Source organism: Paraprevotella sp. (assembly GCF_986071375.1).
Map to the genome: position 1 here is coordinate 192,495 of NZ_CFQRNQ010000003.1, position 24,329 is coordinate 216,823.

The window sequence follows — 24,329 nt, forward strand, 5'->3', positions numbered from 1 at the left end:
TCCGATGAAAAATAACGTTAAAAACCAACCATAAAAAAATAGGGATGTACCATTTTCATCTGATACATCCCCTGATATTCCCAATACAAGAATTACTTGTTCTTATAATTCCTCAAACCAGTCTGCAAGAAATCTATATATTTGTTGACATCCTCGTCGTACGAATATGACTTGTTCAACGGTTTGCCTTCATTGTCGAGCAACACATAGAACGGTTGGGCATTGGCCCCGAACTTACTGCGCTGCAGGTAGCTCCATTTGTCACCTACCGTACGCAAAGTACGTTCCTGCCCGTTCTCAGTCACCTTGATAGGTTCCGGCAACTTAGTCTTTTCATCCACATACAGCGTGATCAGCACGTAATCATTCTGCATGATATCCGCCACCTTCTGGTCGGCCCACACAGCCAACTCCATCTTGCGGCAATTCACGCAACCATATCCGGTAAAGTCTATCATCACGGGCTTACCTTGCTGGCGCGCATATTCCATCCCGGCATCATAATCCATGAACTGGGCTTTCACCTCGTTCTCATAAAGGTTGAAGTCTTGCGTGTTCATCGGAGGCGAAAAGGCACTGATAGCCTTCAGCGGTGCTCCCCACAAACCGGGCACCATGTAGATGGCAAAAGCGAAGGAAAGCAAAGCCATGAAGAAACGGGTGACCGAAGTACGGTGATTGACCACTACATTACCGGACTCGTCATATTCGTCTTCATCATGCGGGAAACGCAACCAACCTATAAGATAAGCACCCAACAAAGCAAAAATCACTATCCACAGACTCAGGAAAGCCTCGCGGTCGAGGATATGCCATCCGTAGGCCAAATCGGCCACCGACAGGAACTTCAAGGCAAAAGCCAATTCCAAGAAACCGAGCGTCACCTTCACACAATTCATCCAATTACCGGATTTCGGCATCGTCTTCAGCCAGGCCGGGAACATGGCAAACAAGGTGAAAGGCAAAGCCAAGGCAATGGCAAAACCCAACATGCCGACGGTCGGGGCAAGAATACTGCCCGACGTGGACACTTCTACCAACAGGAAACCGATAATCGGCCCCGTACAGGAAAAAGAAACCAAAGCAAGGGTAAAAGCCATCAGGAAAATGCTCAACAAGCCTGTTGTAGATTCGGCCTTACTGTCTACCGCATTACTCCATGAAGAAGGCAACGTAATTTCAAAAGCACCGAAGAAACTGGAGGCAAACACCAACAACATCAGGCAGAAGAAGATGTTGAATACCGCATTCGTGGACAGGGCATTCAAGGCACTGGCACCGAAAATACCGGTAATCACTAAGCCCAAAAGCACATAAATGACCACTATGCTCACGCCATACGTCGCCGCATCGCGGATACCTTTGCGTTTGTCTCCCGAACGTTTCAGGAAGAAACTCACGGTCATCGGGATAATCGGCCATACACAAGGGGTAAGCAAAGCGACCAAGCCACCAAGGAATCCCAACAGGAATATCTTCCACCAAGCCTGGTCGGCTGCATTGGAGGCGTCTTCACCGAAAGCAGCCAACTCATCAATGACAGGTGTCCAATAATCGCTTGCCGCCACAACGGCATTACCACCGGCCACTGCAGAAGGCACGGAGTCCGCCACGGACAAGCCCGTGGCAACCGTATCAATCCCACCGATGACAGGCGCATCTGTTTTTTCCTCCTTCTCCACCACCGATGCATCCGCAACTTTCTCTTTCTGTTTCTGAGGCTCTGCCACAGCATTTCCGGCCGCAGGCTTTCCGCTTCCGGAGAAAGCAAACTCCACATTAGTCGGAGGCATGCAATTCTCATCGTTACAAGCCCCATAGTTCAGATACCCTTTCACGGAATAAGTAGCGTCCGTAATACGTATTTTCTGCACGAAAACAGCCGTATTCTCCATATAGCTGACTTCCATCCCGAAAAGATTGTCGTATGCCTTATGCACCTTTCCACGTGCCGTCAGCTTACCTACCGGCTCCACACCTTTCTGTTCATCGAAATTAATAGTGGCCGGAGTCGGGCCGCCATCCGGAATGTCCGTAGAATAAACATGCCAACCCGCTTCCGCCTTTCCAGTAAAAACAATCTCGAATTCAGATTCAGACAGTTTCTTTTGGGAAACAGAAAAACTCACCGGGTCGTGAAACTGTGCCCACAGCGGCAAGGTCATGACCCATAACAACAGTAATGAGGTTATTTTCTTCATCATCAAGAATAAACATTTTAAGGTGCAAAGATAGTAAAACTGCAAGGGGGATAAAAGCAAAGTCAGAAAAACCTATATGTTTTTACAGTTTTTTTTAGAATAGTATCCTTAAAAAGCCGAACTAAAAAAGGTCTGCCCAAATACTCGGACAGACCTTGATGTTATGTTTTACTGTAAAATTACAACTTCGGACCTGCTGCAACCAAAGCCTTGCCGGCTTCGTTACCCGTGAACTTCGCAAAGTTCTTGATGAAGCGGGCTGCCAAATCCTCAGCCTTCTTCGTCCACTCTGCAGCGTCAGTGTAAGTGTCGCGAGGATCGAGGATCTTCGAATCAACACCCGGCAACTCCGTAGGAACAACGAAATCGAAGTAAGGAATAGTCTTCGTGGGAGCCTTGTCGATAGAACCGTCCAAGATGGCATCGATGATACCACGGGTATCGCGGATGGAAATGCGCTTGCCCGTACCGTTCCAACCCGTGTTCACCAGGTATGCCTTAGCACCCACCTTGTTCATCTTCTTCACGAGCTCTTCAGCATATTTCGTAGGATGCAAGCTCAAGAAAGCAGCTCCGAAACAAGCAGAGAACGTCGGAGTCGGTTCAGTGATACCACGTTCCGTACCGGCCAACTTGGCAGTAAAACCAGACAAGAAGTAGTATTGAGCCTGTTGGTCGTTCAAGATAGAAACGGGAGGCAATACACCGAAGGCATCAGCCGACAGGAAGATTACCTGCTTTGCGTGAGGACCCTTGGAAATAGGCTTCACGATATTTTCGATGTGGTAAATAGGATAAGATACACGTGTATTTTCCGTTACGCTCTTATCTGCAAAATCAATCTTGCCGTTAGCATCTACCGTTACATTCTCCAACAAAGCGTCACGTTTGATAGCCTTGTAGATATCGGGTTCGGATTCTTTGTCCAAATTGATGACTTTGGCATAGCAACCGCCTTCGTAGTTGAATACGCCCTCGTCATCCCATCCGTGCTCGTCGTCACCAATCAGCTTACGTTTCGGGTCGGTAGACAAAGTCGTCTTACCGGTACCGGACAAACCGAAGAAGATAGCAGAGCTCGTACCGTCCATGCTAGTGTTGGCAGAGCAGTGCATAGAAGCGATACCGCGCAAAGGATTGAAGTAGTTCATCATGGAGAACATACCCTTCTTCATTTCACCACCGTACCAAGTGTTGATGATGACTTGCTCTTTTGAAGTCAAGTTGAAGACCACGGCTGTTTCTGAGTTCAAGCCCAGTTCCTTGTAGTTTTCAACCTTAGCCTTAGAAGCATTGTAAACCACGAAGTCAGGTTCGAAATCCTTCAAATCTTCTTCCGTGGCGCGGATGAACATGTTCGTTACGAAATGAGCCTGCCATGCCACTTCCATGATGAAACGCACCTTCAGGCAAGTAGCCTTGTTAGCGCCGCAGAAGCCGTCGACAACGAACAATTTCTTATTTGAAAGCTCCTTCACAGCCAAATCCTTCAACACATTCCAAGCCTCTGTCGTTACAGGCTTGTTGTCATTCTTATATTCTTCAGAAGTCCACCATACGGTGTTCTCAGAAGTAGCATCTTTTACGATAAACTTGTCCTTGGGAGAACGACCGGTATAAATACCCGTCATCACATTCACAGCACCCAATTCCGTTACCTGACCTTTCTCAAAACCTTCCAAACCAGCTTTGGTTTCTTCCTGGAACAACACGTCGTATGACGGATTGTGGAGAACCTCTACAGTACCGGTAATACCGTACTTACTCAAATCTAAATTTGCCATTTTCTAAAATAATATTTGGTTAGAAATCAATTCACTATAAAAAAGCTTCCTTTTTGCGCTGACAAAATTACAAAGAAATGCGTGCATCTGAAACTTTCGGCTTATTATTTTTCTTAATTCAAAAACATTCTTCCGTTAAATTTCCCAAAACCTAAGAAGCACAGCTATATTTGCTACACGGAGTTTACATTTTCAAGAAGTTTTTGTTACTTTTGCTCTCAAGTATATTTAAATCCATCCAAATATGAAAGTGATTAACTTTGCAGAACACCAAACGGTTGTCAACAGATACATGTCGGAACTCCGGGACGTGTGCATACAGAAAGACAGGGCACGGTTCCGCCGCAACTTGGAAAGAATCGGGGAAGTCATGGCGTATGAAATCAGCAAGACGTTGGATTATTCCACCAAAGACATACAAACCCCATTGGGCACGGCATCTACGCAATTGTACAACGACCCGATCGTACTGGGCACCATCTTCCGGGCCGGCCTTCCTTTCCATCAAGGCTTCCTGAATGTGTTCGAGGAGGCCGACAACGCATTCGTGTCGGCCTACCGTTTCTACAAAGACAAAGAATGCCATGAAGTGGGCATACATATCGAATATCTGGCCACACCGGACCTGAACGGCAAAACACTTATCATTGCCGACCCCATGCTGGCTACCGGCGGCAGCATGGAACTGGGGCTGAAGGCATTCGAGACCAAAGGCATACCGGGAAAAGTGCACTTATGCAGCGCGATAGCCAGCCGGAAGGGTGTGGACTACCTGACGGAAACATTCAAAGACACGGACTACACCTTATGGTGCGGGGCCATCGACCCGGAACTGAACGACCACATGTACATCGTCCCGGGATTGGGCGATGCCGGCGATTTGGCCTACGGCGGAAAACTTTAAACGCACAAAAAACACAACGTTACACAGATTGCAAAGCTTGTTTTTCCAATCTCAGGAGAATGAAAAATCAATCTCAGGCGAATGATTTTTCGTTCTCCTGAGATTGATTTTTCGTCTGGCGCAGATTAATTTCAGACCTTTAGAATATTGGTTTTCAAGTCTTTCCTTTTTTAAAAGGTCTTCAGCAGAAATCTTCACAAAAAAGCGGCAGCCTCGTGTCCGGGACAGCCGCTATCGTCTATATTGCGAGGCAGGCAGGAACTTACCCCTTCACCTCCCAAATATCATTCGTATAGAGCAGCTCCGTGAAATTGTGGTAGGGTTTCTTTCCTTTCACTTCTTCTATCTGCCGGTTGACCGCCTCGTCGTATGTCGGAGCTTCCACATCACGAATCACGCCCAATGCCACCGGGAAATCAGGCCCTTCCATCAGAGCCAACTTCAAGTGCAAGGTGTTGTCCTGGCAATGCGCATCATGCACGAGGATGTCTTTTTCCGTCACGCCGTTCTCTCCTATCTTCACGACCTTCAACCCGAAACCTTCCTGCATCAAGCCGAATTCCTTATTTTCACCGAACAACATCGGCCGGCCGTGTTCCAGATAAATGGCATGCTTGGCACGCCCTTCCTTGGTCGAAACGGCATCATGCGTCCCGTCGTTGAATATCACGCAATTTTGCAATATCTCGCACACGGCGGCTCCCTTATGGGCGTGTGCCGCCTTCAGGATTTCCACTGTCCCGGCGGCATCCGTAGCCACGGCACGGGCAAAGAAGTGACCGCGCGCCCCGAAACACAACTCAGCCGGATTGAACGGGTCTTCCACCGTCCCGTAAGGAGAGGATTTGCTGACGAAGCCTCTCGGAGACGTCGGAGAATACTGCCCTTTCGTAAGGCCGTATATCCGATTGTTCAGCAGAATCATATTGATGTCCACATTGCGACGGATGGCATGGATGAAGTGGTTGCCGCCAATGGCCAACCCGTCACCGTCACCGGAAATCTGCCACACGGTGATATCCGGATTGGCCACCTTGAAACCGGTAGCAATGGCTGCGGCACGCCCGTGAATCGTCTGCATGGCATACGTATTCATATAATATGGCAAACGGCTGGAGCAACCGATACCTGAAATCACGGCTGTTTCATAAGGCGGCACTCCAATCTCGGCCATGGCCTTGTGCAAAGAAGCCAAAAAGAAATGGTCTCCACACCCGGGACACCAACGCGGCTGCCCCTTCTTATAATCTTTTGCTGTATATTCGCTCATTTTCTTTTATTCTTCTAAGTTTGACTATTTGTTGTAAATCTCGGTAAAGGCTGCCACCAACTCGCTCACGACAAAAGGCTGGCCTTTCACCTGATTGAACTGATAAGGCACGAAGCCGTCTACTTTCATACGCAGATATGCGGCAAATTGCCCTAAGTTCTGCTCGGCTACCACGACTTTCTTATACCGCTTCAGCACTTCCGCCGTATTGGCAGGCAACGGGTTCAGGTAAGAGAAATGAGCCAAAGCCACTTTCTTGCCTGCAGCCGCCATTTCATCCATGGCCGAATGCAAATGGCCGTAAGTACCGCCAAAGCCCACTATCAGCAGTTCGGCATCGTCCACGCATCCCTGCACCTCCACATCGGGCACCGGGATTTTGGCCACTTTCTCTGCACGCAAACGGCACATCTTGTCGTGGTTCTCGGGATCAGTGCTGATGGCTCCTGTCCGGCCATCCTTCTCCAACCCGCCAAGAATATGCATATACCCCTCTTGTCCGGGTATGGCCCAGTAACGCACTTGCGTGTCGGGATTACGCATGTACGGCGTGTAGCTCCCAGCCATTTCCGGAGTGACGTAAGGGGGGCAAATATCGGGATAATCGTTCAAATCGGGCAACTTGAAAGCACCAGAACCGTTGGCCACAAAGGCATCGGTGAGCAACACCACAGGTGTCATGTGCTCCAAAGCCATCTTCGAGGCATAATAGGCCGCATCGAAACAATTCGTAGGCGAAGTGGCGGCTATTACCGGCATCGGCGATTCACCGTTACGTCCGAAAAGGGCTTGCAACAAATCCGTCTGTTCGCTCTTCGTGGGCAAACCCGTGGACGGCCCTCCGCGCTGCACATTCAGTACCACCAAAGGCAATTCCGTAATCACGGCCAAGTTCATGGCTTCCGATTTCAAACATACACCAGGCCCCGAAGTAGAAGTCACTGCCAATGCACCGGCAAAGGAAGCGCCAATGGAAGAGGCACAACCGGCAATCTCATCCTCGCACTGCACCGTGGTCACGCCCAGACTTTTATGTTTGGACAATTCATGCAGCACGTCCGTAGCCGGCGTAATGGGATATGAACCCAAGAAAAGCCGCTTGCCAGCCTTCTCTGCCGCAGCGATAAACCCGTATGCAGTAGCCTTGTTGCCCATGATGTCCATATACTTGCCGGGCTTTTTCGTCTTGGATTCCACCTTATAGGTATGGGCCACGGAGGCATGCGTATTGGCCCCGTAATCATATCCGGCTTGGATAACCTTTATATTGGCTTCTGCCACGGCAGGCTTTTTGGCAAATTTCTCACGCAACATGTTGAACGCAATCTCCAGGTCGCGGTTGAACAACCAACACACCAGTCCGAGCGCAAACATGTTACGGCATTTCAATATGCCCTTGTTGTCCATGCCAGAGTCTGCCAGACAGGCTTTGACCATCTGGGTGATAGGGGCAGCAATCACATCGTTTTTGATGCCCAACTCTTCTATCGGGTTATCCGTCGTGAAAGCGGCCTTCTGCAAATCTTTGGCCTGAAAACAATCGGTGTCGATAATAATACATGCTGTAGATTTGGCATATCTGTACTGGGTCTTCAATGCTGCCGCATTCATCGCCACCAACACATCACACTTGTCGCCCGGCGTGTACACACGCCCCGCACCGATGTGTACCTGAAAACCGGAAACTCCTGTCAACGACCCCTGCGGAGCCCGGATATCAGCCGGATAATCGGGAAACGTACAAATGTCATTTCCTACCGTCGCCGAGACCGTAGAGAAAATATTCCCGGCCAACTGCATACCGTCGCCGGAATCACCAGAGAAACGAACCACTACCTGGTCCAGCTCTTTTACTTCTAATCTATCAGCCATACTTTTTGTAGCATTTATATGATTACTGTATATTCTTTCTACCTTAGGAATGCAAATATCGCAAAGATATGTTTAAAAACAAAATATTTTGCTGTTAAAAGCATTCCGGAATACAGATTATACTATAAAATCGTAATCTAAAAGCTTATTTATATAGCATTTCATCGTTCTTCCCTCACTTTTCAAAAGCATAAAGTTCGCAAAAGCATAGGAAAATGCATAAATATGCAAAGAGAGAAAGGTCAAACCTTTCCCTCTACCTTATGAAAGTTTTGTCCCAAGTATTCGACTTTTTAAGCAGAAACTGTTAACTTTGCAATGTAGAAAGAGCCCCTGTAGTTCAATGGATAGAACTACGGTTTCCTAAACCGCCAATCCGGGTTCGATTCCCGGCGGGGGTACACGGTCTATTTCAAGGTAAAAGTTTGTGTTCCGGCTTTCACTCTGTACTTCTTCCCATTCACTTTCAATACATATTCCTTATCAGACACCACGCGTACGGTATCCCCGTCTGCCACGATGTCAGTCTGCACATCGCCGAACCTCAGATTCCGGATACCTTGCTCGCCCCAACCTGTCTTATGCCATTCCACGAGCCGAGCCGTGGCATCTATATTATAAAATCCCAACACGTTCTCAATAAACAAAGAAATAGGCCCCAAGGCAGACCATCCGCAAAAATCTTGCGCCACCAACGTCAAGTTCTCACCGTCCACCCGCTGTCCGGGACGGGCTGCCGACGGAGAATAACATTCCCAAATGGAGTGGGGCGCAAAAGCCTTATAGGTTTCAGACATCTGCGCCAACAAACGGCACGCATTCTCATGTGCCACATCATGATAACCGTAAGTCTCAAGTGCCTTGGTTGACATGTAGGCCAAGGGCAACCACACTCCACCTCTCCAATAATCTCCAACCTTCCCATTGTAATCCTTATCACTCCGCGACACGGATGGCCAAGGGTATTGGCCGCCGAACTCATTCTCGTCCTGCGCATATTCCACCAAGCGCGCCGCTTGTTTCCGTCCCGGGACTTCTGCCAACATAGCCCAATACACAGCCGGTGTCCGCACTTTCACAAAGTCGCCCGTGGCCTCTTCTATGTCATAATAAAAACCATCCTCCGCATCCCAATAATACTTATTGAGCAAGTCCTTCTTCACGGCATACTCCCCGGCAAACTCCTTGGCCGTAGATGGGTCGTCCAAGACCTCGGCAATCCTTTCGATATAAAGTGCCGCCAAGGCCTGTTGGGCCAAGGCATCCATCCACAGCATTTCCCCATCGCATCCCCGGCCACGCGGAGTATTGTCCATACCGCTCTGCACGTCGCCCCACAAATAACCTTTCTCCCTCCATTCCAACATGACCGGCATCTTGGAAAAACGGCTGCCCCCCTCTTCAGTTCCTCAAACCAACGGTAATGCCGTTGCAAGTACCGGTTGTCTTCCAACACATATTCCAAACGCCTTTTGTCGCCTGTCATCTTATAGTATTCATATTCCACCCACGCGAAAAAGGGAGGGTTGTCCGGATGCCAAATCTTCAAAGAGACCGAATCCCCGTCCAATATCGTCTTATAGAAGTTATCCAAGCTCTGTATGCCAGGAAAAAGCGAAGGCGCATAGCGGCAGAAAAGCACCATGAACTCGGTATCCCAAATCCAAATCGTGTCATCCCACAGGTTCTCATCCATATAGGGTGACTGGGGAATCCCGTCCTGATGCTTCACACGTCCCCAGGCCAAGTCCCAAGCGGCCCAATACAAATCCACAAAACCCGGTTCGGGGGAATAAACCGGTTGGGGCAACAAAGACTTGTCCAACCCGCTTCCGGTTTCAGGCTTGGCCTGCACACCAACCGCCATAGCGGACAAAAGGATACCGGAAAACAAAACACTCTTTAATCCCATCATATCACATCTTTTATTTTGAAGACAAAGAAACCGCTCTTCTGGAACATTACCAAAAAGCTTTGCACCAAAAACAGACGGATATGCTCCAGTATCATATACTGAAGACAGCCCGGGTGCAAAACAATACAGGGCAAGCCTAAGCCTGCCCTGCATCCAAACAACTTATAAACGAATTCTTTATTTCATTTCCGAATCGTTCTCCTTGATGCGCTGCCCCATAGTCAGGAAAGCTACCGGAGCCGCCATGAAAATGGAAGAACAGGTTCCGATTACCACTCCGAGAATCATGGCAAAAGCAAAACTGCGGATACTATCCCCTCCCAAGAAGAAGATACACAACAATACGACTAACGTGGTCAACGAAGTATTGATGGTACGCGTCAATGTCGTATTCAAAGAATCATTGAACAAACGCTGACGGTCACGGTTCGGATACAGATGGAGGAACTCGCGGATACGGTCGAATACCACCACTTTGTCATTAATAGAATAACCGATAGCCGTCAGGACCGCACCAATGAAAGTCTGGTCGATTTCCAAAGAGAACGGCATCCATCCCCAACAAATCGAATACGCTCCGATAATCAACAAGGTATCTACCGTCAAGGCCACAACTGCCCCAACCGAGAAAGCCACATTGCGGAAACGCAACAAAATGTAAAGGAAGATGGCAATCAATGCCAATACCACAGAGACAATGGCACCATAAGTAATATCCTCAGCCACGGAAGGACCGACCTTCTCCGAACTGATAATGGAACCTCCGGCACGCTCGTCACGATTGATGAAAGTCTGCAAATCCAAATCCGAAGACAACAAACCACCGCCTTTGAGCGTTTCGAACAAAGTCGACTCTATCTCAGAATCCACGTCCGTGCCTTCCTCATCAATCCGGTAGTTCGTAGATATACGTACTGTCTGATGGTCAGTACCCAAGGCAATGACCTGGATATTGGCATCCCCGAACTTGTTTTGCAACAACGTACGTACGGTTTCCGGCTCCACTTGCTTCTCGAACACGACAACAAAGTTACGTCCACCCGTAAAATCAATGCCTTTACTCAAACCGCGGACAAACAGTGACGCGATACCTATGAGCAATAAGACACCAAATACAGAGAAAGATTTCTTGTAAGCACTCATGAACTTGTAATGGGTGTCACGAAGGAACTTACGGGAAAGAGTCGTTGTAAACGTCAAGTTCATCCATTTGTCTTTGTTCAGGAAGTGCTCGTATACAATACGAGTCAAGAAAACAGCCGTAAAGAAAGACACCAAGATACCGATAATCAATGTCGTGGCAAATCCACGGATAGGACCTGTTCCGAAATTATACAAGATGATACCCGTAATGATAGAAGTCAAATTGGAGTCGAAAATGGCCGAGAAAGCATTGGAATAACCATCCGACAATGCTTGTTTCACAGCTTTTCCCGCACGCAATTCTTCCTTAGTACGCTCATATATCAAGACGTTAGCATCCACAGCCATACCCAAAGAGAGCACCATACCGGCAATACCGGACATGGTCAAGGCTGCCTGGAATGAAGTCAAAACGCCTAACGTAAAGAAGAAATTCAGAATCAAAGCCCCATTGGCCACCATGCCCGGGACAAGGCCATACATGCCGCACATGTAAATCATCAACAGGATAAAGGCTATCACAAATGAAGTGATACCTTGATTGATGGACTCTTGTCCCAACGTAGGACCTACGAATTGTTCTGAAACGATATGTGCAGGAGCCGGCATCTTACCCGTGTTCAGCACGTTGGCAAGGTCACGCGTATCTTCGAGCGTGAAATGTCCCGTAATAGAGGAAACACCACCGGTGATCTCATTCTGCACCGTGGGAGCACTATATACATACCCGTCAAGCACAATGGCGATAGCGCGCTTCACATTTTTCTTGGTCAACGCAGCCCAACGACGGGCACCATCGGAATTCATCGTCATGCTTACGCACGGACGGCCGTTCTGTTCGTAATCATCCTTGGCTTCTGTCACGACATCGCCTTCCAAAGGTGCACGACCATTGCGTTCCGTAATTTTAATCGCATATAATTCGAAAATGTCTCCCATATTACCGCTACCTACAGGCTTCACTCCCCAATAAAGTTTCAGGTCACTGGGCAGCACTTCTTTTGCCACGGCAGAAGTGATATAGCGATTGACGGTAGCCGTATCACGCCAACTGGCATAACCCACCACACATCCCATAGGACCTTGGGCTAATTGCAACACAGAAGCCAAAGGATGGTTCTTCATCGCCTGTTCGTCCACAGCCGCCCCGACCTTCTCAGCCGGAGTTCCGCTATTTCCCTTCAGAGCCGCAGCCAAATCCTTCACAGGAGCTTTCTTTGTAGAGTCCGTAGCGTCCACTTTTTCAGCCGGTGTCAATTCAGCCATTGCTGTAGTGTCAGCCTTAACCGTATCGGTTTCTGCAGTTGCAGCATGCTCTGCAGCCAAACGTGTATCCAATGTAGCCAGGAATGGGATAATCTCTTCCGTATTATAGGTTTCCCAAAACTCCAGATTTGCACTACCTTGCAACAATTTACGCACACGTTCCGGTTCTTTCACACCCGGCATCTCCACCATAATGCGCCCCATCTGTCCTTCCAACGTCTGGATATTGGGCTGTACCACACCGAAACGGTCGATACGCGTACGGAGCACATTATAAGAATTGTCAATGGCAGACTGCACTTCGGCACGTAGCACTTTCTCTACTTCAGAGTCGGAACTCTTGGTCGTTACTTTACCTTTCAACTGCTGTGTAGCAAACAATTCCGCCAAATTTCCATCCGGCGCCAATGTTTTGTACTCTTTCACAAATAAGGTAATAAAATCACTCTGGCTATTCTTAGCCCCTTCCGCAGCCTTCGCTACCGCCTTGTTGAATGCCGGATCTTCCTTATGGTCGGCCAAAGCCTTTACCACTTCGGGAACGGACACCTCCAGAATGACATTCATACCACCTTTCAGGTCCAAGCCCAGACTAATCTCCATTTCGCGACAGTCTTTCAGCGAATAAGCGCCCAACCACACCGGATTGTTCATCACGGAATCCAGATAATGTGCGCCGGCTTCCTCTCCTTGCGTTTTCGTAATCTCATCCACCTTATTCATTTGGTAAGTAGTTACAAATGAAAAAGATAAATAGAACACGCACACAAGGGTCAACAGTAAAGCGAAAACTTTAACAAATCCTTTGTTTTGCATTTTAATTTATTATTATGATGTTATTATTTAATAGCTAATCAGACTACAAAGGCGCAAATATAACGTTTTTTTCACATTAACGCCGCAAGTTAACAGATTTATTTATGCCCTAATTCTCTTTTTTGTGTTTTTTCAAGTAAGTAATCATCGGATAATGGTCGGACCACGGAGCCGTCTTGTCCACATGCGTCTCGTATGTCTGCCAATAGTCGGAAACGAAGATATGATCGATACGAAAATAGAACCCTTTCTGATTATAAGACAAGCCTAGCCCGTTACCCGATTGACGGAATGCACTTTTCAGCCGGGAAGACAGGCGATGGCAAGAATAAGATATGGGAGAGTCATTCAAATCACCGCAGACAATCACAGCCTTCCTCCCTGATTTTTCGACATAGTTCAAAACCGAATCGACCTGCGGTCCGCGCAAACGACTCGCCCCGGCCATCTTCCGAACCAGTTCTCTGGAGTTACTTTCCGCATGCCCACTCTCCGGTTCTTTAATGATTTCCTTATATTTCATCTTATCCTCTGGTGTCAGCTTATAAGACTCCAAATGGTTATTCACCAACAATACAGTATCCTGACCGTATAATAATTCTACGGCAAGACTGCCATTGGTCGTACTTTCATAGGCTATCCGATGTACGGACAATACAGGCAAACGACTATAGACGAATTGAGGCTCAGCCTTTCCATCATGCAGACGACGAATATGATAACCAGCCTTTGCCATGATGCTATCCACATACTCAGATTTAAGATTCTTAGGCGCCACTCCTTCCTGAAGACAGATAATGTCGGCCTCAGAAGCCACAAGATAATCCAAAATCGGGTACCGTCCTTCCGCATTCTTCTCTCCCCGGGCAAGGAACTCTGTATTATAAGTAAGCAATTTAAGCGCGTCTTCCGGACGCTTCTCAGGCCAGTTCACCGGACAATAGTCATATATATAGGAAATAGACAGCAACATTCCGGCAAAAGGCAACCAAACGTAACGAATGGAAAAAACCAACCAAAAAAAGACAAAAGCTATATTAAGTAATAATAGCAGGGGAAATCCCAACCCGAATAGAGCCACATGAGAATGAACCGCCGGATTCAATCCGGAACTTAGCCCGCAGGCCCACAACATGAAAGCCGCCATTATGTTTGCACCGATTGACAGCTGTATCAATATACGTTTCAATGTATTCATCTTCAACGCTGACTGGCATCAAACAACTTACGTTTTTCCTCCTCTGTTAAACTTGTATATCCGGATTTACGTACTTTTTCTAAAATATGGTCTATCTCTTCTGCCTCTTCCTTTTTACGGGCGTTATATTCATAATCATCCTTCCGCGCCCCCATAGAGACATTCATTTTAGGCTTCCGATAAGAAGAAAACCGGTCTCGTCCTCCGGCAAACCATTTTTTCAACCGTTCTGCAGCAGACGAGCGATTGCCATAGTATCCTCCACCGCTGTTTCTACGCCAATACAAGATGAGCAGCAACCCGAATATCATTCCTCCGAGATGTGCGAAATGAGCGACTCCGTCACCGGAGTTCCCCAAAGCGGAAAGCAACTCTATGACGGCATAACCTATCACAAAAAACTTGGCCTTGACAGGCACGGGAAGCGGAAAAATAAACAGGCGTTCATTAGGAAACGACATGCCGAACGCCAACAAAATTCCGTAGACTGCACCAGAGGCTCCGATAGTAGTCCAACGATTCAAATAGTCGCCCATGGAAATCACGGTATAACCGATATTAACCGTATCGTACGCTCCCAAGCCTTGCCACAGATATTGTACATATTGCACTCCTTCCTGAACCAAACCGGCACCCAAGCCGCACACGACATAATAAAGCAGGAAGCGGCGACTGCCCCAATAAGACTCCATCACCCGACCGAACATCCACACGGCGAACATATTAAAAAGGATATGCGTGACACCACCGTGCATGAACATATACGTAAAGAACTGGTAGAAGCTGAAATCAGGAGCTAAAAAGAAGTGTAGTCCTAGCAAATTATCCAAATCCACACCATAGCGCACTGCTACCAATTTAGCCAAAAAGAACAAAAGATTGATTATAATCAGATTCTTCGTTACGGGAGGCATATTCATCATATTCACACTCTATTTTCATTATTCATTGAGACCGCAAAAATACTAATTTTATTCCATTTCATTTAAAATAATCCCTTCAAGCTTGTGCTTTTTCATAAAAAGAAATATTTTTTCAATGAAAAAGTTTGTTTTAACGGCTAATTTACATACATTTGCATGATAGGATACAAAATAAGCGAATTATTATCTACTAAATTATTTCATCAAATGAACAAAACAGAACTTATCAACGCCATTGCAGAGAACGCAGGCTTGAACAAGACAGATGCCAAGAAAGCTTTAGACGCAACAATCAGTGCTATCTCTGAAGCATTAAAGAAGGGTGACAAAATTGCACTTGTAGGTTTCGGAACATTCTCCGTAAGTGAAAGACCGGCCCGCACGGGTATTAACCCCAGAACGAAAGAGCAAATCACCATTGCAGCCAAGAAAATAGCTAAATTCAAAGCTGGTGCGGAATTAGCTGACGCACTCCAGTAACCAGAATAAATCTATTCTGCGGAAAAAAGGGAGAAGCAAACGTTTGCTTCTCCCTTTTTATTATGTATCTTTGCAGCCTGAATAATAAGGTAAAAACAAGGTTATGGAGATAGAAAATAAAATCGTATCAGCCGTAGTTCTCGGCATCAAGACTTTATACGGACAGGACATAGCTCCCGAAACAGTGCAACTCCAAAAGACAAAAAAAGAATTTGCAGGGCACCTGACATTAGTCGTTTTCCCCTTTTTGAAAATATCTCGTAAAAAACCGGAAGACACAGCCCAGGAGCTTGGCCATTTCTTGAAAACGGAAATCCCTTCCGTCGTAGCCGATTTCAATGCCGTCAAAGGCTTTCTGAACCTTGTAATTGCTCCGGCCAGTTGGATTGGTCTGCTCACCGATATCCATCAAGATGCACAGTTCGGCCTGACCGAAGCGACCGACCATTCACCGTTGGTCATGATAGAATACTCTTCACCCAACACCAACAAGCCTTTGCATTTGGGACACGTCCGCAATAACCTGTTAGGATGCGCTTTGGCCAACATCATGGCAGCCAATGGTAACCGCGTGGTGAAGACCAATATCGTAAACGACCGCGGCATACATATCTGTAAAAGCATGTTGGCCTGGCTGAAATACGGAAACGGTGCCACTCCGGAAAGTACCGGCATCAAAGGCGACCACCTCATCGGAGACTACTATGTGGCTTTTGACAAACACTATAAAGAACAAATCAAGGAACTTATGGAAAGGGGCATGAGCGAGGAAGAAGCCAAAAATGAAGCCCCGCTCATCAAGGAAGCCCGCGAAATGTTAGTAAAATGGGAAAACAATGATCCGGAAGTCCGTGCCCTTTGGCGTAAAATGAACGAATGGGTCTATGCCGGTTTCGATGTCACCTATAAAGCCCTTGGCGTAAGTTTCGACAAGATATATTATGAATCGGAGACTTATCTCGAAGGCAAAGAGAAAGTTTTGGAAGGGCTTGACAAAGGACTGTTTTTCCGCAAAGACGACGGTTCCGTATGGGCCGACCTGACTCCGGAAGGATTGGACGAGAAACTTCTGCTCCGTTCCGACGGGACTTCCGTCTACATGACACAAGATATCGGTACGGCCAAACTGCGGTTCCGCGATTACCCCATAGACAAAATGATTTACGTGGTAGGTAACGAACAAAACTACCACTTCCAAGTGCTTTCCATCCTGTTGGACAAACTCGGTTTCGAGTGGGGCAAAGACCTTGTACATTTCTCATACGGCATGGTGGAACTGCCAAACGGTAAGATGAAAAGCCGCGAAGGCACGGTCGTGGATGCCGACGATTTGGTAGCAGAGATGATAGGCAGCGCACGCAAGATGTCGGAAGACAAAATCAACAAGCTTACGGACCTAAGTGAGGACGAAGCCAATGAGATAGCACGGATTGTCGGTTTGGGAGCCTTGAAATACTTTATATTAAAGGTAGACGCACGAAAGAACATGTTGTTCAATCCGGCTGAAAGCATCGATTTCAACGGAAATACCGGACCATTCATCCAATATACGTACGCACGTATCCGTTCCATCCTGCGCAAAGCTTCCGAATCAGGCATCTCCATCCCTGAAACGTTGTCAGCCCAAACGGACTTGAGCGAAAAAGAAATCAGCTTGATTCAAATGTTGGCCGACTTCCCGAACGTAGTAAAACAAGCAGGTTCCGACTATAATCCAAGCTGCATTGCCAACTATTGCTACGACTTGGTGAAAGAATACAACCAATTCTATCACGATTTCAGCATCTTGCATGAAGAGGACGAAAACAAGAAAACGTTCCGTCTGGTACTGTCTGCCGAAATCAGCAGAATCATACGTACGGGCATGGGCTTGTTGGGCATAGAAGTGCCTGAACGCATGTAAAAAAACTCCTCTTGCGATGGGGAAAAAGAAATTCTATGTAGTTTGGCATGGAGTCAGTCCGGGCATTTACACGTCCTGGACTGACTGCAAACTGCAAATCAATGGCTTCGAAGGAGCCATTTATAAATCTTTCGACACCCAAGAGGAAGCCGAAAGAGCTTATAACACCTCTCCTTATCTTTATATCCAGAAAAAAAAGACTACCGCTCCGGCAGTTTCCGGAAACAAACCAACAGACGTGCCGTCTTATCGGCACGACACCGTATTACCCCTTCCACCCGAAGTCCCGGCAGAAGCCTTGGCTGTCGATGCAGCATGCAGTGGTAATCCTGGCCCAATGGAATACCGAGGCGTTTATCTCCGTACAGGCGAAACCGTCTTCCATTTCGGACCGGTGTACGGCACCAACAATATCGGTGAATTTCTGGCCATTGTACATGCCTTGGCTCTGATGGAACAGAAAAGTATCCGGATGCCGGTTTTCTCAGACAGCCGGAACGCCATCGGTTGGGTCAAGCAAAAGCGTTGCAAGACCAAATTGGAACGCACCCCCCGTACAGAAGCACTCTATCAGATGATAGAACGGGCTGAGATCTGGCTCAGAACCCACAAAACAGACATTCCCATCCTGAAATGGGAAACGGAACGATGGGGTGAAGTCCCGGCCGATTTCGGCAGAAAATAATCATCTCCACCTATGTCTCCTAAAAAAGAAAAATGATGAAACAACGTATTTCTTACCTTATTAAATTGTTTTTAGCCTTCCTGCTGTTCTTTGTGTTGCAGAAAATCGTGTTCGTCTATTTGAACGCCCCCTTGCCGGTTGGCGACCTGTTCCAAATCATCGTCCACGGGTTGGGCCTGGACGCTTCTACAACGGGATACTTGCTCATCTTCCCATTCCTCGTCGTATGGCTCAGCATTTGGATGCGTCGCATGAAGGCCAAAGTCGTATTACGCCCTTATTTCATCCTTATCGCCATTCTGCTCTCGCTGATTTGCGTGGCAGACACATCACTCTACACATTCTGGAAATTCAAGCTCGACGCCACGATCTTCAATTACATGGACGCTCCCAAACAGGCTATGGCCAGTGTCTCCACCGGCTATGTCGTCATGCGCCTGTTTTGGATCACGGTCTTCTCCGTTCTCTTGTCATGGACTTGCATCCGTCTTACGCCCAAAACATTTCCTGTTTTGCCCATTAACCTGAAAATGCCGCTTCACAATTTCACATACGTACTATTAGGCGGCCTTATCTTTTTGGCCATACGGGGAGGGGTAGGACGATCTACCATGAACATCGGCAACGCTTATTTCAGTGAAAACACCTACATGAACCATGCCGCCGTAAACCCGGCTTTCAGCCTGATGTACTCTTGGAACAAATCCGAAAACTTCGCCGGGAAATACAATTATTTAGACGAACATAAACGGGCCGCCTGCTATGCACCGCTTTATCCGGCCTCGACAGAGGACTGCACCCGGCAACTGCTACGCGCCACACGCCCCAACATACTCATCATCATCCTTGAAGGATTCGGAGGAGAATATATAGAAGAACTGGGTGGAGCTAAAAACGTGTCACCGAATATGAGCCGGCTCATTCGTGAGGGCATCTTCTTCGACAACGTATATGCCAACAGTTTCCGCACCGACCGCGGACTGGTCAGCACGTTAAGCGGACATATCAGCTACCCCACCACCTCCATCATGAAACTCCCGGCCAAGTCACGCCTTTTACCCGGTATAGCCCGTACGTTGCAACAGGCAGGATACCAAACGGATTTCCTCTACGGCGGCGACATCAACTTTACCAACATGAGAAGTTATTTCACGACTACGGGCTACCAACACCTGACCTGTGACACGGACTTCAGCCTACAGGAACGCACTTCAAGTTCCTGGGGCGCGCATGACGAATACACATTCGACCGGCTGTATGAAATGCTCGAATCCCGACCGGCCGACCGACTGTGGCATACCGGATTCTTGACTCTCAGCAGCCACGAACCGTTCGAAGTCCCCTACGACCGGTTAAAAGACAAACGGCAAAACTCTTTTGCCTATACCGATCATTGCTTGGGTGAATTCATCGACCGTCTGAAACAACTCCCGGTATGGAACAACCTGTTGGTCATCTGCCTGCCCGACCACGGCAGCTCACCCACTTTCAATGTCACGTCGCCCACCTTCTACCATATCCCCATGCTATGGTTAGGCGGAGCCATAAAAGCACCGGCCGTCATCCACACTTTAATGAACCAAAGCGACATGCCCGCCACATTGCTCGGACAACTTGGTTTGCCACATCAAGATTTCAAATACAGCCGCAATATCTTTTCGAACTCCTACACCTATCCCTTCGCTTACTCCACGTTCAGCGACGGATTCATGTTCAAGGACAGTACCGGTGTGACCATTTTCGACAATGCGGCCCGAAAAACGGTCTACAACGAACCTGCTCCCGATGGCGCACGTGAAGAAAAAGGTATGGCTATCCTGCAAACCTCATACGACCAATTAGGGGAAAACTGACATGTTTTCCCCAATTAGCAATCCCGCATTTATAACCATAAAGTCACGCCCCAATAGACAGCAGCAGCCAACAAAGCGCTCACGGGAATCGTCAACACCCAAGCCGTCATCAAACTCCTTGTCACGCCCCATCGCACAGCCGAAAGCCTCTTAGTGGCTCCAACACCGATGATGGCTCCCGTTATCGTATGAGTCGTACTTACCGGAATTTTCAGATATTCAGTCAGATAAAGCGTAAAAGCACCGGCTGTTTCCGCAATAACCCCTTCAAAAGGTGTCACCTTGGTGATACGCGTCCCCATAGTCCGCACGATTTTCCATCCCCCGGACATAGTGCCCAACGAGATGGCCGTGAAACAAGAAAAGGCGACCCAGTCGGGCAAATCTTCTATGCTGCGTATTCCCATTCCTACACCTTCGGAATGACCGGCAATCATGGCGGCTGCAATAATACCCATCACCTTTTGGGAATCGTTCAACCCATGTCCGATGCTGAACAAGGCCGAAGATACGAGTTGCAACTTCTTAAACCACACCTCGGCCGTATGCGGATGCGCTTTCCGGCATGCGTGCAATACGAGAATCGTGAATCCCAACGCCACTATCATGCCAATCAAAGGAGCCAGAAAAATAAAAGCCGCAATCTTCAATATGATATCCAACTGGATAGAGCCGAAGCCGCTGGCCATGATAGCTGCACCGGCAAAACCACCAATCAACGTATGGGAAGAGGAAGAAGGAATACCTTTCCACCACGTAAACAAATTCCATATAATAGCGGCAATCACACCAGACAGGATGATCGGCAAAGTGATATATTCCTCCATGACCGTCTTCGATACGGTATTGGCTATCCCGAAGCCACCGATAACATATTTGGCAATGAAGAAAGCCACAAAATTGAAAGCGGCAGCCCACAACACAGCCTGGAAAGGAGTCAACACCTTAGTAGACACAATGGTAGCAATCGAATTGGCTGCATCATGAAACCCATTGATATAGTCGAACAAGAGAGACAGTACAATGATAATCAATAATAACTCCATGGTTCTCGCCTTTCATTTATACATACTTCACAATCAGATTCTTCAGAATCTTTCCCACATGCTCGGCCGCATCGGTTGTCCGCTCCAGTTCCTGCATGATTTCTTTTATCTTTATTAACTCTATACTGTCCTTCTCTTCTTCAAAAAGCCTTCGGATAAAAAACTCATAGACATCGTCTGCCTGATTCTCCAAATCATGAAGTTCGACACAAAGCCCCCGCAAACGAGCCGGATTCTTCCGGAACACATCCAGTTCTTCCACCGCCTTGCAAATACAGGCAGCCTCTTGCTGTATGAAATGACACAACTCTATTGCACTATCGCCCAAAGCACGGGGATTATAAATGTTGATACGCTTGGCACAACTGTTCACGCAGTCTATCACATCGTCTATGCCAGAGGCCAGGGCATTGATGTCCTCGCGGTCAAGAGGAGTAATAAATGTCGTTTCCAGTTCGTCATGCACCTGATGGGTCACCATGTCCCCCTTACGTTCGACATCTTTCACCCGTCTGTAATATGTCTCCCGTTCTTCCGGTTTACCCTGTTCCACACTCTCCGACAGCACATCGGCTGCCTCAGACAAGATATCCGCAAGCTGTTTCAGCAAACAGAAAAAATTAGGTTGCTTCGGTACGAAGCTGTTAAAAAAGGAATTTTTCATAAAATCAAGTGTTTAAATTCTATTTCGTCTTTTTCAGTTTCTCTCGCAACACCTCCACTACGGCCGGCAAAATCGAAATCACAATAATGGCCACAATGAGAATTTTCAGATTGCCTTGTACGAAAGGCAAGTCTCCGAAAAAATAACCCGCATAGCAAAACGATGCCACCCAAAGCCCTCCTCCGACGACATTATATATCATGAAATAATAATAATGCATACGCCCCATTCCGGCCACAAAAGGAGCAAACGTACGGACAATGGGAACGAAACGGGCTATGATGATTGTTTTCCCACCGTATTTTTTATAAAATTCATGAGTCTTGTCCAAATAACTCTGCTTGAATATTCTGGAATCCGGATTATGAAACAGTCGCTTTCCCAAAAAACGCCCTATCATATAATTGCAGGAATCTCCTAAGACTGCAGCCGCAAACAATATCATGAACAATAAATTGACATCGAGCGGAACAGAGGGAACAGCGGCAATGGCCCCTCCCACAAAAAGCAGGGAATCGCCCGGCAAAAAGGGCGTGACCACTAACCCCGTCTCACAAAAAATAACAGCAAACAATATGGCATAAGTCCACGTATGATACTGCTGCACCATCTCCACCATATAATGGTCGATGTGCAGGATAAAATCCATTATAAAATCCATTACTTTATATCCTTATTTATAATAAAATGAAAACCAACAGCCGAAAAGCTGCCATAAAAAAGACTTTCTCTGCAATCTCTTACAGGAAAGTCTTAAATAAGGATACGCCTTAACGTATATACAAAATATAATTTGGCATTGCCGGAAAACGATGTATCCGGGAGCTTCTCTCCTCTCTCCGGCAGCCACAAGGCTGCAACCTGCCACACACCATTCTTCCATCCGGCAAAAACTGTATGTCCTTTGAAAGAACGCGTAGCCTGAATCGAGTGTCCAGTTGGACACGAAAGAAGTACATAGCCAATATCACCCCATCCAAACCCTGCACGTATCTCCTTATCCTCTCCGCAGCATTTCGTATCTGCCCCTACACCGTCTCCCGCCCCCATTATGGTAGCATAAGGCATGCAAGCCATATCTCCCTCCGCAGTGGAAAAAGAAGAGTCCCACAGAAAAAGGCACAGAGCAAACACCAAATAGGATAAACATTTTGCCATAACCGCTGCAAATTTAGAGATTATTTTTTATCCGGCAAACGATATGAAGAAAAGGGACTCTCAAAATCCGCAGACTGAAAATTCATTCTTCGGTCCCCTTGACGATACCTCCTTCTTCATGCCAAGAACTTTCAAATCAAACCTTCCGAAACCGGTTCACCAAAGAACGGATTGCAAAATAAACATCCAACAGACCAAACAAACGATAGGTAATCAATATGGCCTGAAATTTCTTACTGAATGAAGAGTACTTGACCCGAAGCAGTTCCCTTCCATACAAAGAAGACAAGGCTTTAGCCAACAATCGCCCCCTCACCCTATGCCTTCTGACAATATATTCTTTCTTAATACAGGAAATACAACGCAAAATAGGACTCGCAATACGATCGTTGTAAAAGACCGAACGATCCACATTTCCTTTCACCTCTACATACAACTGGTACAGTTCGTCGTCACTCCCCTGCCTTAAAAGACGCTCCAACGGATAATGCTCAATAAAGTCAAAGATAAATGCAGGACGCCAACAATGGAACTTATGAGCCAACCGCTCCAACCTGTCATCGACAAGTGCATAAATCTTCCTAATCTCGTCCGGCAAAAGCGCATATTTCTCCTGAATCATTTTTCCGGGAGGATCCATATAAAGATACAAGCACAAAGGCACCAACTTGATGCTGTTGCACTGTAGAATATAATCCAAATTGAACAATAAGTCCTCATACACGACCAAATCGGTACGGAACACAATGCGGTGCTCCCTTAGAATCGAGGTTTTATAGAATTTTCCCCAAACATAACCATTCCATAAATGCCGGGCGACGAAGTCACCCATCGTATCGCCCTTAAAAGCCCCCTCGAAATTATAATATATCTCCCCCTTCGGAAGAGTCTTGTACCCTCCTATCACCAAATCGTAACCGAGCCCCTCTTTCAAGACGTCGAAAAAGCCCTCGTCCACGGAGTCATCCGCGTCGACAAAAGCAATCCACTCTCCGCACGCCACTTCAAGCCCCAAATTACGTGCCGTACTCACTCCACCATTTTCTTTATGCCATACCCGGACACGGGCATCCTTTGCGGCATAAGTGTCACAAATATCCCTGCAACTATCCGGGCTGCCGTCATCTATGAGCAACAGCTCAAAATCACGGTTCGTCTGCTTCAAGATACTATCCACACAGTTTCTCAAAGTATCCTCGGCCTTATATACAGGAACAATTACAGATATTAATGGCGCCATTGATACTA

At 47.2% G+C, this 24,329-nt stretch carries 19 protein-coding genes and 1 tRNA gene; 6 read left to right on the forward strand and 14 right to left on the reverse strand.

The window, feature by feature from the left end; genetic code table 11:
• Positions 1 to 92 precede the first annotated feature (92 nt).
• Both AC5RDV_RS02950 and pckA read right to left on the reverse strand, forming a co-directional pair.
• The gene (locus tag AC5RDV_RS02950) at positions 93 to 2,201 is read right to left on the reverse strand and encodes a protein-disulfide reductase DsbD family protein (protein ID WP_428388827.1); all 2,109 of its coding nucleotides are present in this window, start codon (positions 2,199 to 2,201) and stop codon (positions 93 to 95) included.
• 179 nt (positions 2,202 to 2,380) lie between these two features.
• Positions 2,381 to 3,985, reverse strand: coding sequence for a phosphoenolpyruvate carboxykinase (ATP) (gene pckA / locus AC5RDV_RS02955; RefSeq protein WP_282748310.1), 1,605 nt, complete (start codon positions 3,983 to 3,985; stop codon positions 2,381 to 2,383).
• Positions 3,986 to 4,229: 244 nt separating this feature from the next.
• Between pckA and upp the strand changes: the two genes are divergently transcribed.
• Positions 4,230 to 4,889 (forward strand): uracil phosphoribosyltransferase, encoded by a 660-nt coding sequence (gene upp / locus AC5RDV_RS02960; protein ID WP_008626593.1) that lies wholly within the window; start codon positions 4,230 to 4,232, stop codon positions 4,887 to 4,889.
• Positions 4,890 to 5,151: 262 nt separating this feature from the next.
• Here the strand turns inward: upp and AC5RDV_RS02965 are convergent, their stop codons facing one another.
• Together AC5RDV_RS02965 and AC5RDV_RS02970 are read right to left on the reverse strand one after the other, a co-directional pair.
• On the reverse strand, positions 5,152 to 6,159 hold the full coding sequence (locus AC5RDV_RS02965; RefSeq protein WP_282748312.1) for a 2-oxoacid:ferredoxin oxidoreductase subunit beta: 1,008 nt from the start codon (positions 6,157 to 6,159) through the stop codon (positions 5,152 to 5,154).
• A gap of 24 nt (positions 6,160 to 6,183) precedes the next feature.
• On the reverse strand, positions 6,184 to 8,031 hold the full coding sequence (locus AC5RDV_RS02970; RefSeq protein ID WP_008626599.1) for a 2-oxoacid:acceptor oxidoreductase subunit alpha: 1,848 nt from the start codon (positions 8,029 to 8,031) through the stop codon (positions 6,184 to 6,186).
• A gap of 329 nt (positions 8,032 to 8,360) precedes the next feature.
• Between AC5RDV_RS02970 and AC5RDV_RS02975 the strand changes: the two genes are divergently transcribed.
• Positions 8,361 to 8,432 (forward strand) — tRNA-Arg (locus AC5RDV_RS02975).
• Positions 8,433 to 8,438: 6 nt separating this feature from the next.
• On the opposite strand, the gene AC5RDV_RS02980 is transcribed toward AC5RDV_RS02975, so the two are convergent.
• The 5 genes from AC5RDV_RS02980 to AC5RDV_RS03000 form a co-directional block, all read right to left on the reverse strand.
• Positions 8,439 to 9,308 carry an MGH1-like glycoside hydrolase domain-containing protein gene (locus AC5RDV_RS02980; protein WP_345894544.1) on the reverse strand — a complete coding sequence of 290 codons (870 nt, stop codon included), beginning with the start codon at positions 9,306 to 9,308 and terminating at the stop codon, positions 8,439 to 8,441.
• Entirely contained in the window at positions 9,191 to 9,946 is a 756-nt protein-coding gene (locus tag AC5RDV_RS02985) for a hypothetical protein (RefSeq protein ID WP_282748313.1), read from the reverse strand. The genes AC5RDV_RS02980 and AC5RDV_RS02985 overlap by 118 nt, the downstream gene beginning before the upstream one ends.
• A gap of 177 nt (positions 9,947 to 10,123) precedes the next feature.
• The gene (gene secDF, locus AC5RDV_RS02990) at positions 10,124 to 13,171 is read right to left on the reverse strand and encodes a protein translocase subunit SecDF (protein WP_130893664.1); all 3,048 of its coding nucleotides are present in this window, start codon (positions 13,169 to 13,171) and stop codon (positions 10,124 to 10,126) included.
• A 109-nt stretch (positions 13,172 to 13,280) separates the two neighbouring features.
• The gene (locus AC5RDV_RS02995) at positions 13,281 to 14,369 is read right to left on the reverse strand and encodes an endonuclease/exonuclease/phosphatase family protein (RefSeq protein WP_282748314.1); all 1,089 of its coding nucleotides are present in this window, start codon (positions 14,367 to 14,369) and stop codon (positions 13,281 to 13,283) included.
• A gap of 2 nt (positions 14,370 to 14,371) precedes the next feature.
• Positions 14,372 to 15,292: a rhomboid family intramembrane serine protease gene (locus AC5RDV_RS03000; RefSeq protein ID WP_282748315.1), complete on the reverse strand. Its 921-nt coding sequence runs from the start codon at positions 15,290 to 15,292 to the stop codon at positions 14,372 to 14,374.
• 207 nt (positions 15,293 to 15,499) lie between these two features.
• Between AC5RDV_RS03000 and AC5RDV_RS03005 the strand changes: the two genes are divergently transcribed.
• The 4 genes from AC5RDV_RS03005 to AC5RDV_RS03020 all read left to right on the forward strand — a co-directional run bounded on the left by AC5RDV_RS03005 (position 15,500) and on the right by AC5RDV_RS03020 (position 20,213).
• The gene (locus AC5RDV_RS03005) at positions 15,500 to 15,772 is read left to right on the forward strand and encodes an HU family DNA-binding protein (protein ID WP_040602739.1); all 273 of its coding nucleotides are present in this window, start codon (positions 15,500 to 15,502) and stop codon (positions 15,770 to 15,772) included.
• Between the two features lie 103 nt (positions 15,773 to 15,875).
• Complete coding sequence (gene argS, locus AC5RDV_RS03010; RefSeq protein WP_282748316.1) at positions 15,876 to 17,675, forward strand: arginine--tRNA ligase; 1,800 nt, start codon at positions 15,876 to 15,878, stop codon at positions 17,673 to 17,675.
• Between the two features lie 16 nt (positions 17,676 to 17,691).
• The gene (locus AC5RDV_RS03015; protein ID WP_282748317.1) at positions 17,692 to 18,360 is read left to right on the forward strand and encodes a ribonuclease H1 domain-containing protein; all 669 of its coding nucleotides are present in this window, start codon (positions 17,692 to 17,694) and stop codon (positions 18,358 to 18,360) included.
• Between the two features lie 35 nt (positions 18,361 to 18,395).
• Entirely contained in the window at positions 18,396 to 20,213 is a 1,818-nt protein-coding gene (locus AC5RDV_RS03020; protein ID WP_282748352.1) for an LTA synthase family protein, read from the forward strand.
• A gap of 29 nt (positions 20,214 to 20,242) precedes the next feature.
• Here the strand turns inward: AC5RDV_RS03020 and AC5RDV_RS03025 are convergent, their stop codons facing one another.
• The 5 genes from AC5RDV_RS03025 to AC5RDV_RS03045 all read right to left on the reverse strand — a co-directional run bounded on the left by AC5RDV_RS03025 (position 20,243) and on the right by AC5RDV_RS03045 (position 24,321).
• A complete protein-coding gene (locus tag AC5RDV_RS03025) occupies positions 20,243 to 21,259 on the reverse strand; it encodes an inorganic phosphate transporter (RefSeq protein ID WP_130893668.1) in 1,017 nt (338 codons plus the stop codon).
• A 16-nt stretch (positions 21,260 to 21,275) separates the two neighbouring features.
• Positions 21,276 to 21,923: a DUF47 domain-containing protein gene (locus AC5RDV_RS03030; RefSeq protein ID WP_282748318.1), complete on the reverse strand. Its 648-nt coding sequence runs from the start codon at positions 21,921 to 21,923 to the stop codon at positions 21,276 to 21,278.
• A gap of 19 nt (positions 21,924 to 21,942) precedes the next feature.
• Complete coding sequence (locus tag AC5RDV_RS03035) at positions 21,943 to 22,584, reverse strand: DedA family protein (RefSeq protein WP_008626615.1); 642 nt, start codon at positions 22,582 to 22,584, stop codon at positions 21,943 to 21,945.
• A gap of 92 nt (positions 22,585 to 22,676) precedes the next feature.
• Positions 22,677 to 23,081 (reverse strand): hypothetical protein, encoded by a 405-nt coding sequence (locus AC5RDV_RS03040; RefSeq protein WP_282748319.1) that lies wholly within the window; start codon positions 23,079 to 23,081, stop codon positions 22,677 to 22,679.
• Between the two features lie 136 nt (positions 23,082 to 23,217).
• A complete protein-coding gene (locus tag AC5RDV_RS03045) occupies positions 23,218 to 24,321 on the reverse strand; it encodes a glycosyltransferase family 2 protein (RefSeq protein ID WP_008626617.1) in 1,104 nt (367 codons plus the stop codon).
• Positions 24,322 to 24,329: the final 8 nt, after the last annotated feature.

Coding starts and splice junctions, on each gene's coding strand:
- AC5RDV_RS02950 (WP_428388827.1), bottom strand. CDS start 2,201: ATGAAGAAAATAACCTCATTACTGTTGTTATGGGTCATGACCTTGCCG.
- pckA (WP_282748310.1), bottom strand. CDS start 3,985: ATGGCAAATTTAGATTTGAGTAAGTACGGTATTACCGGTACTGTAGAG.
- upp (WP_008626593.1), top strand. CDS start 4,230: ATGAAAGTGATTAACTTTGCAGAACACCAAACGGTTGTCAACAGATAC.
- AC5RDV_RS02965 (WP_282748312.1), bottom strand. CDS start 6,159: ATGAGCGAATATACAGCAAAAGATTATAAGAAGGGGCAGCCGCGTTGG.
- AC5RDV_RS02970 (WP_008626599.1), bottom strand. CDS start 8,031: ATGGCTGATAGATTAGAAGTAAAAGAGCTGGACCAGGTAGTGGTTCGT.
- AC5RDV_RS02980 (WP_345894544.1), bottom strand. CDS start 9,308: ATGCTGTGGATGGATGCCTTGGCCCAACAGGCCTTGGCGGCACTTTAT.
- AC5RDV_RS02985 (WP_282748313.1), bottom strand. CDS start 9,946: ATGATGGGATTAAAGAGTGTTTTGTTTTCCGGTATCCTTTTGTCCGCT.
- secDF (WP_130893664.1), bottom strand. CDS start 13,171: ATGCAAAACAAAGGATTTGTTAAAGTTTTCGCTTTACTGTTGACCCTT.
- AC5RDV_RS02995 (WP_282748314.1), bottom strand. CDS start 14,369: ATGAATACATTGAAACGTATATTGATACAGCTGTCAATCGGTGCAAAC.
- AC5RDV_RS03000 (WP_282748315.1), bottom strand. CDS start 15,292: ATGATGAATATGCCTCCCGTAACGAAGAATCTGATTATAATCAATCTT.
- AC5RDV_RS03005 (WP_040602739.1), top strand. CDS start 15,500: ATGAACAAAACAGAACTTATCAACGCCATTGCAGAGAACGCAGGCTTG.
- argS (WP_282748316.1), top strand. CDS start 15,876: ATGGAGATAGAAAATAAAATCGTATCAGCCGTAGTTCTCGGCATCAAG.
- AC5RDV_RS03015 (WP_282748317.1), top strand. CDS start 17,692: ATGGGGAAAAAGAAATTCTATGTAGTTTGGCATGGAGTCAGTCCGGGC.
- AC5RDV_RS03020 (WP_282748352.1), top strand. CDS start 18,396: ATGAAACAACGTATTTCTTACCTTATTAAATTGTTTTTAGCCTTCCTG.
- AC5RDV_RS03025 (WP_130893668.1), bottom strand. CDS start 21,259: ATGGAGTTATTATTGATTATCATTGTACTGTCTCTCTTGTTCGACTAT.
- AC5RDV_RS03030 (WP_282748318.1), bottom strand. CDS start 21,923: ATGAAAAATTCCTTTTTTAACAGCTTCGTACCGAAGCAACCTAATTTT.
- AC5RDV_RS03035 (WP_008626615.1), bottom strand. CDS start 22,584: ATGGATTTTATAATGGATTTTATCCTGCACATCGACCATTATATGGTG.
- AC5RDV_RS03040 (WP_282748319.1), bottom strand. CDS start 23,081: ATGGCAAAATGTTTATCCTATTTGGTGTTTGCTCTGTGCCTTTTTCTG.
- AC5RDV_RS03045 (WP_008626617.1), bottom strand. CDS start 24,321: ATGGCGCCATTAATATCTGTAATTGTTCCTGTATATAAGGCCGAGGAT.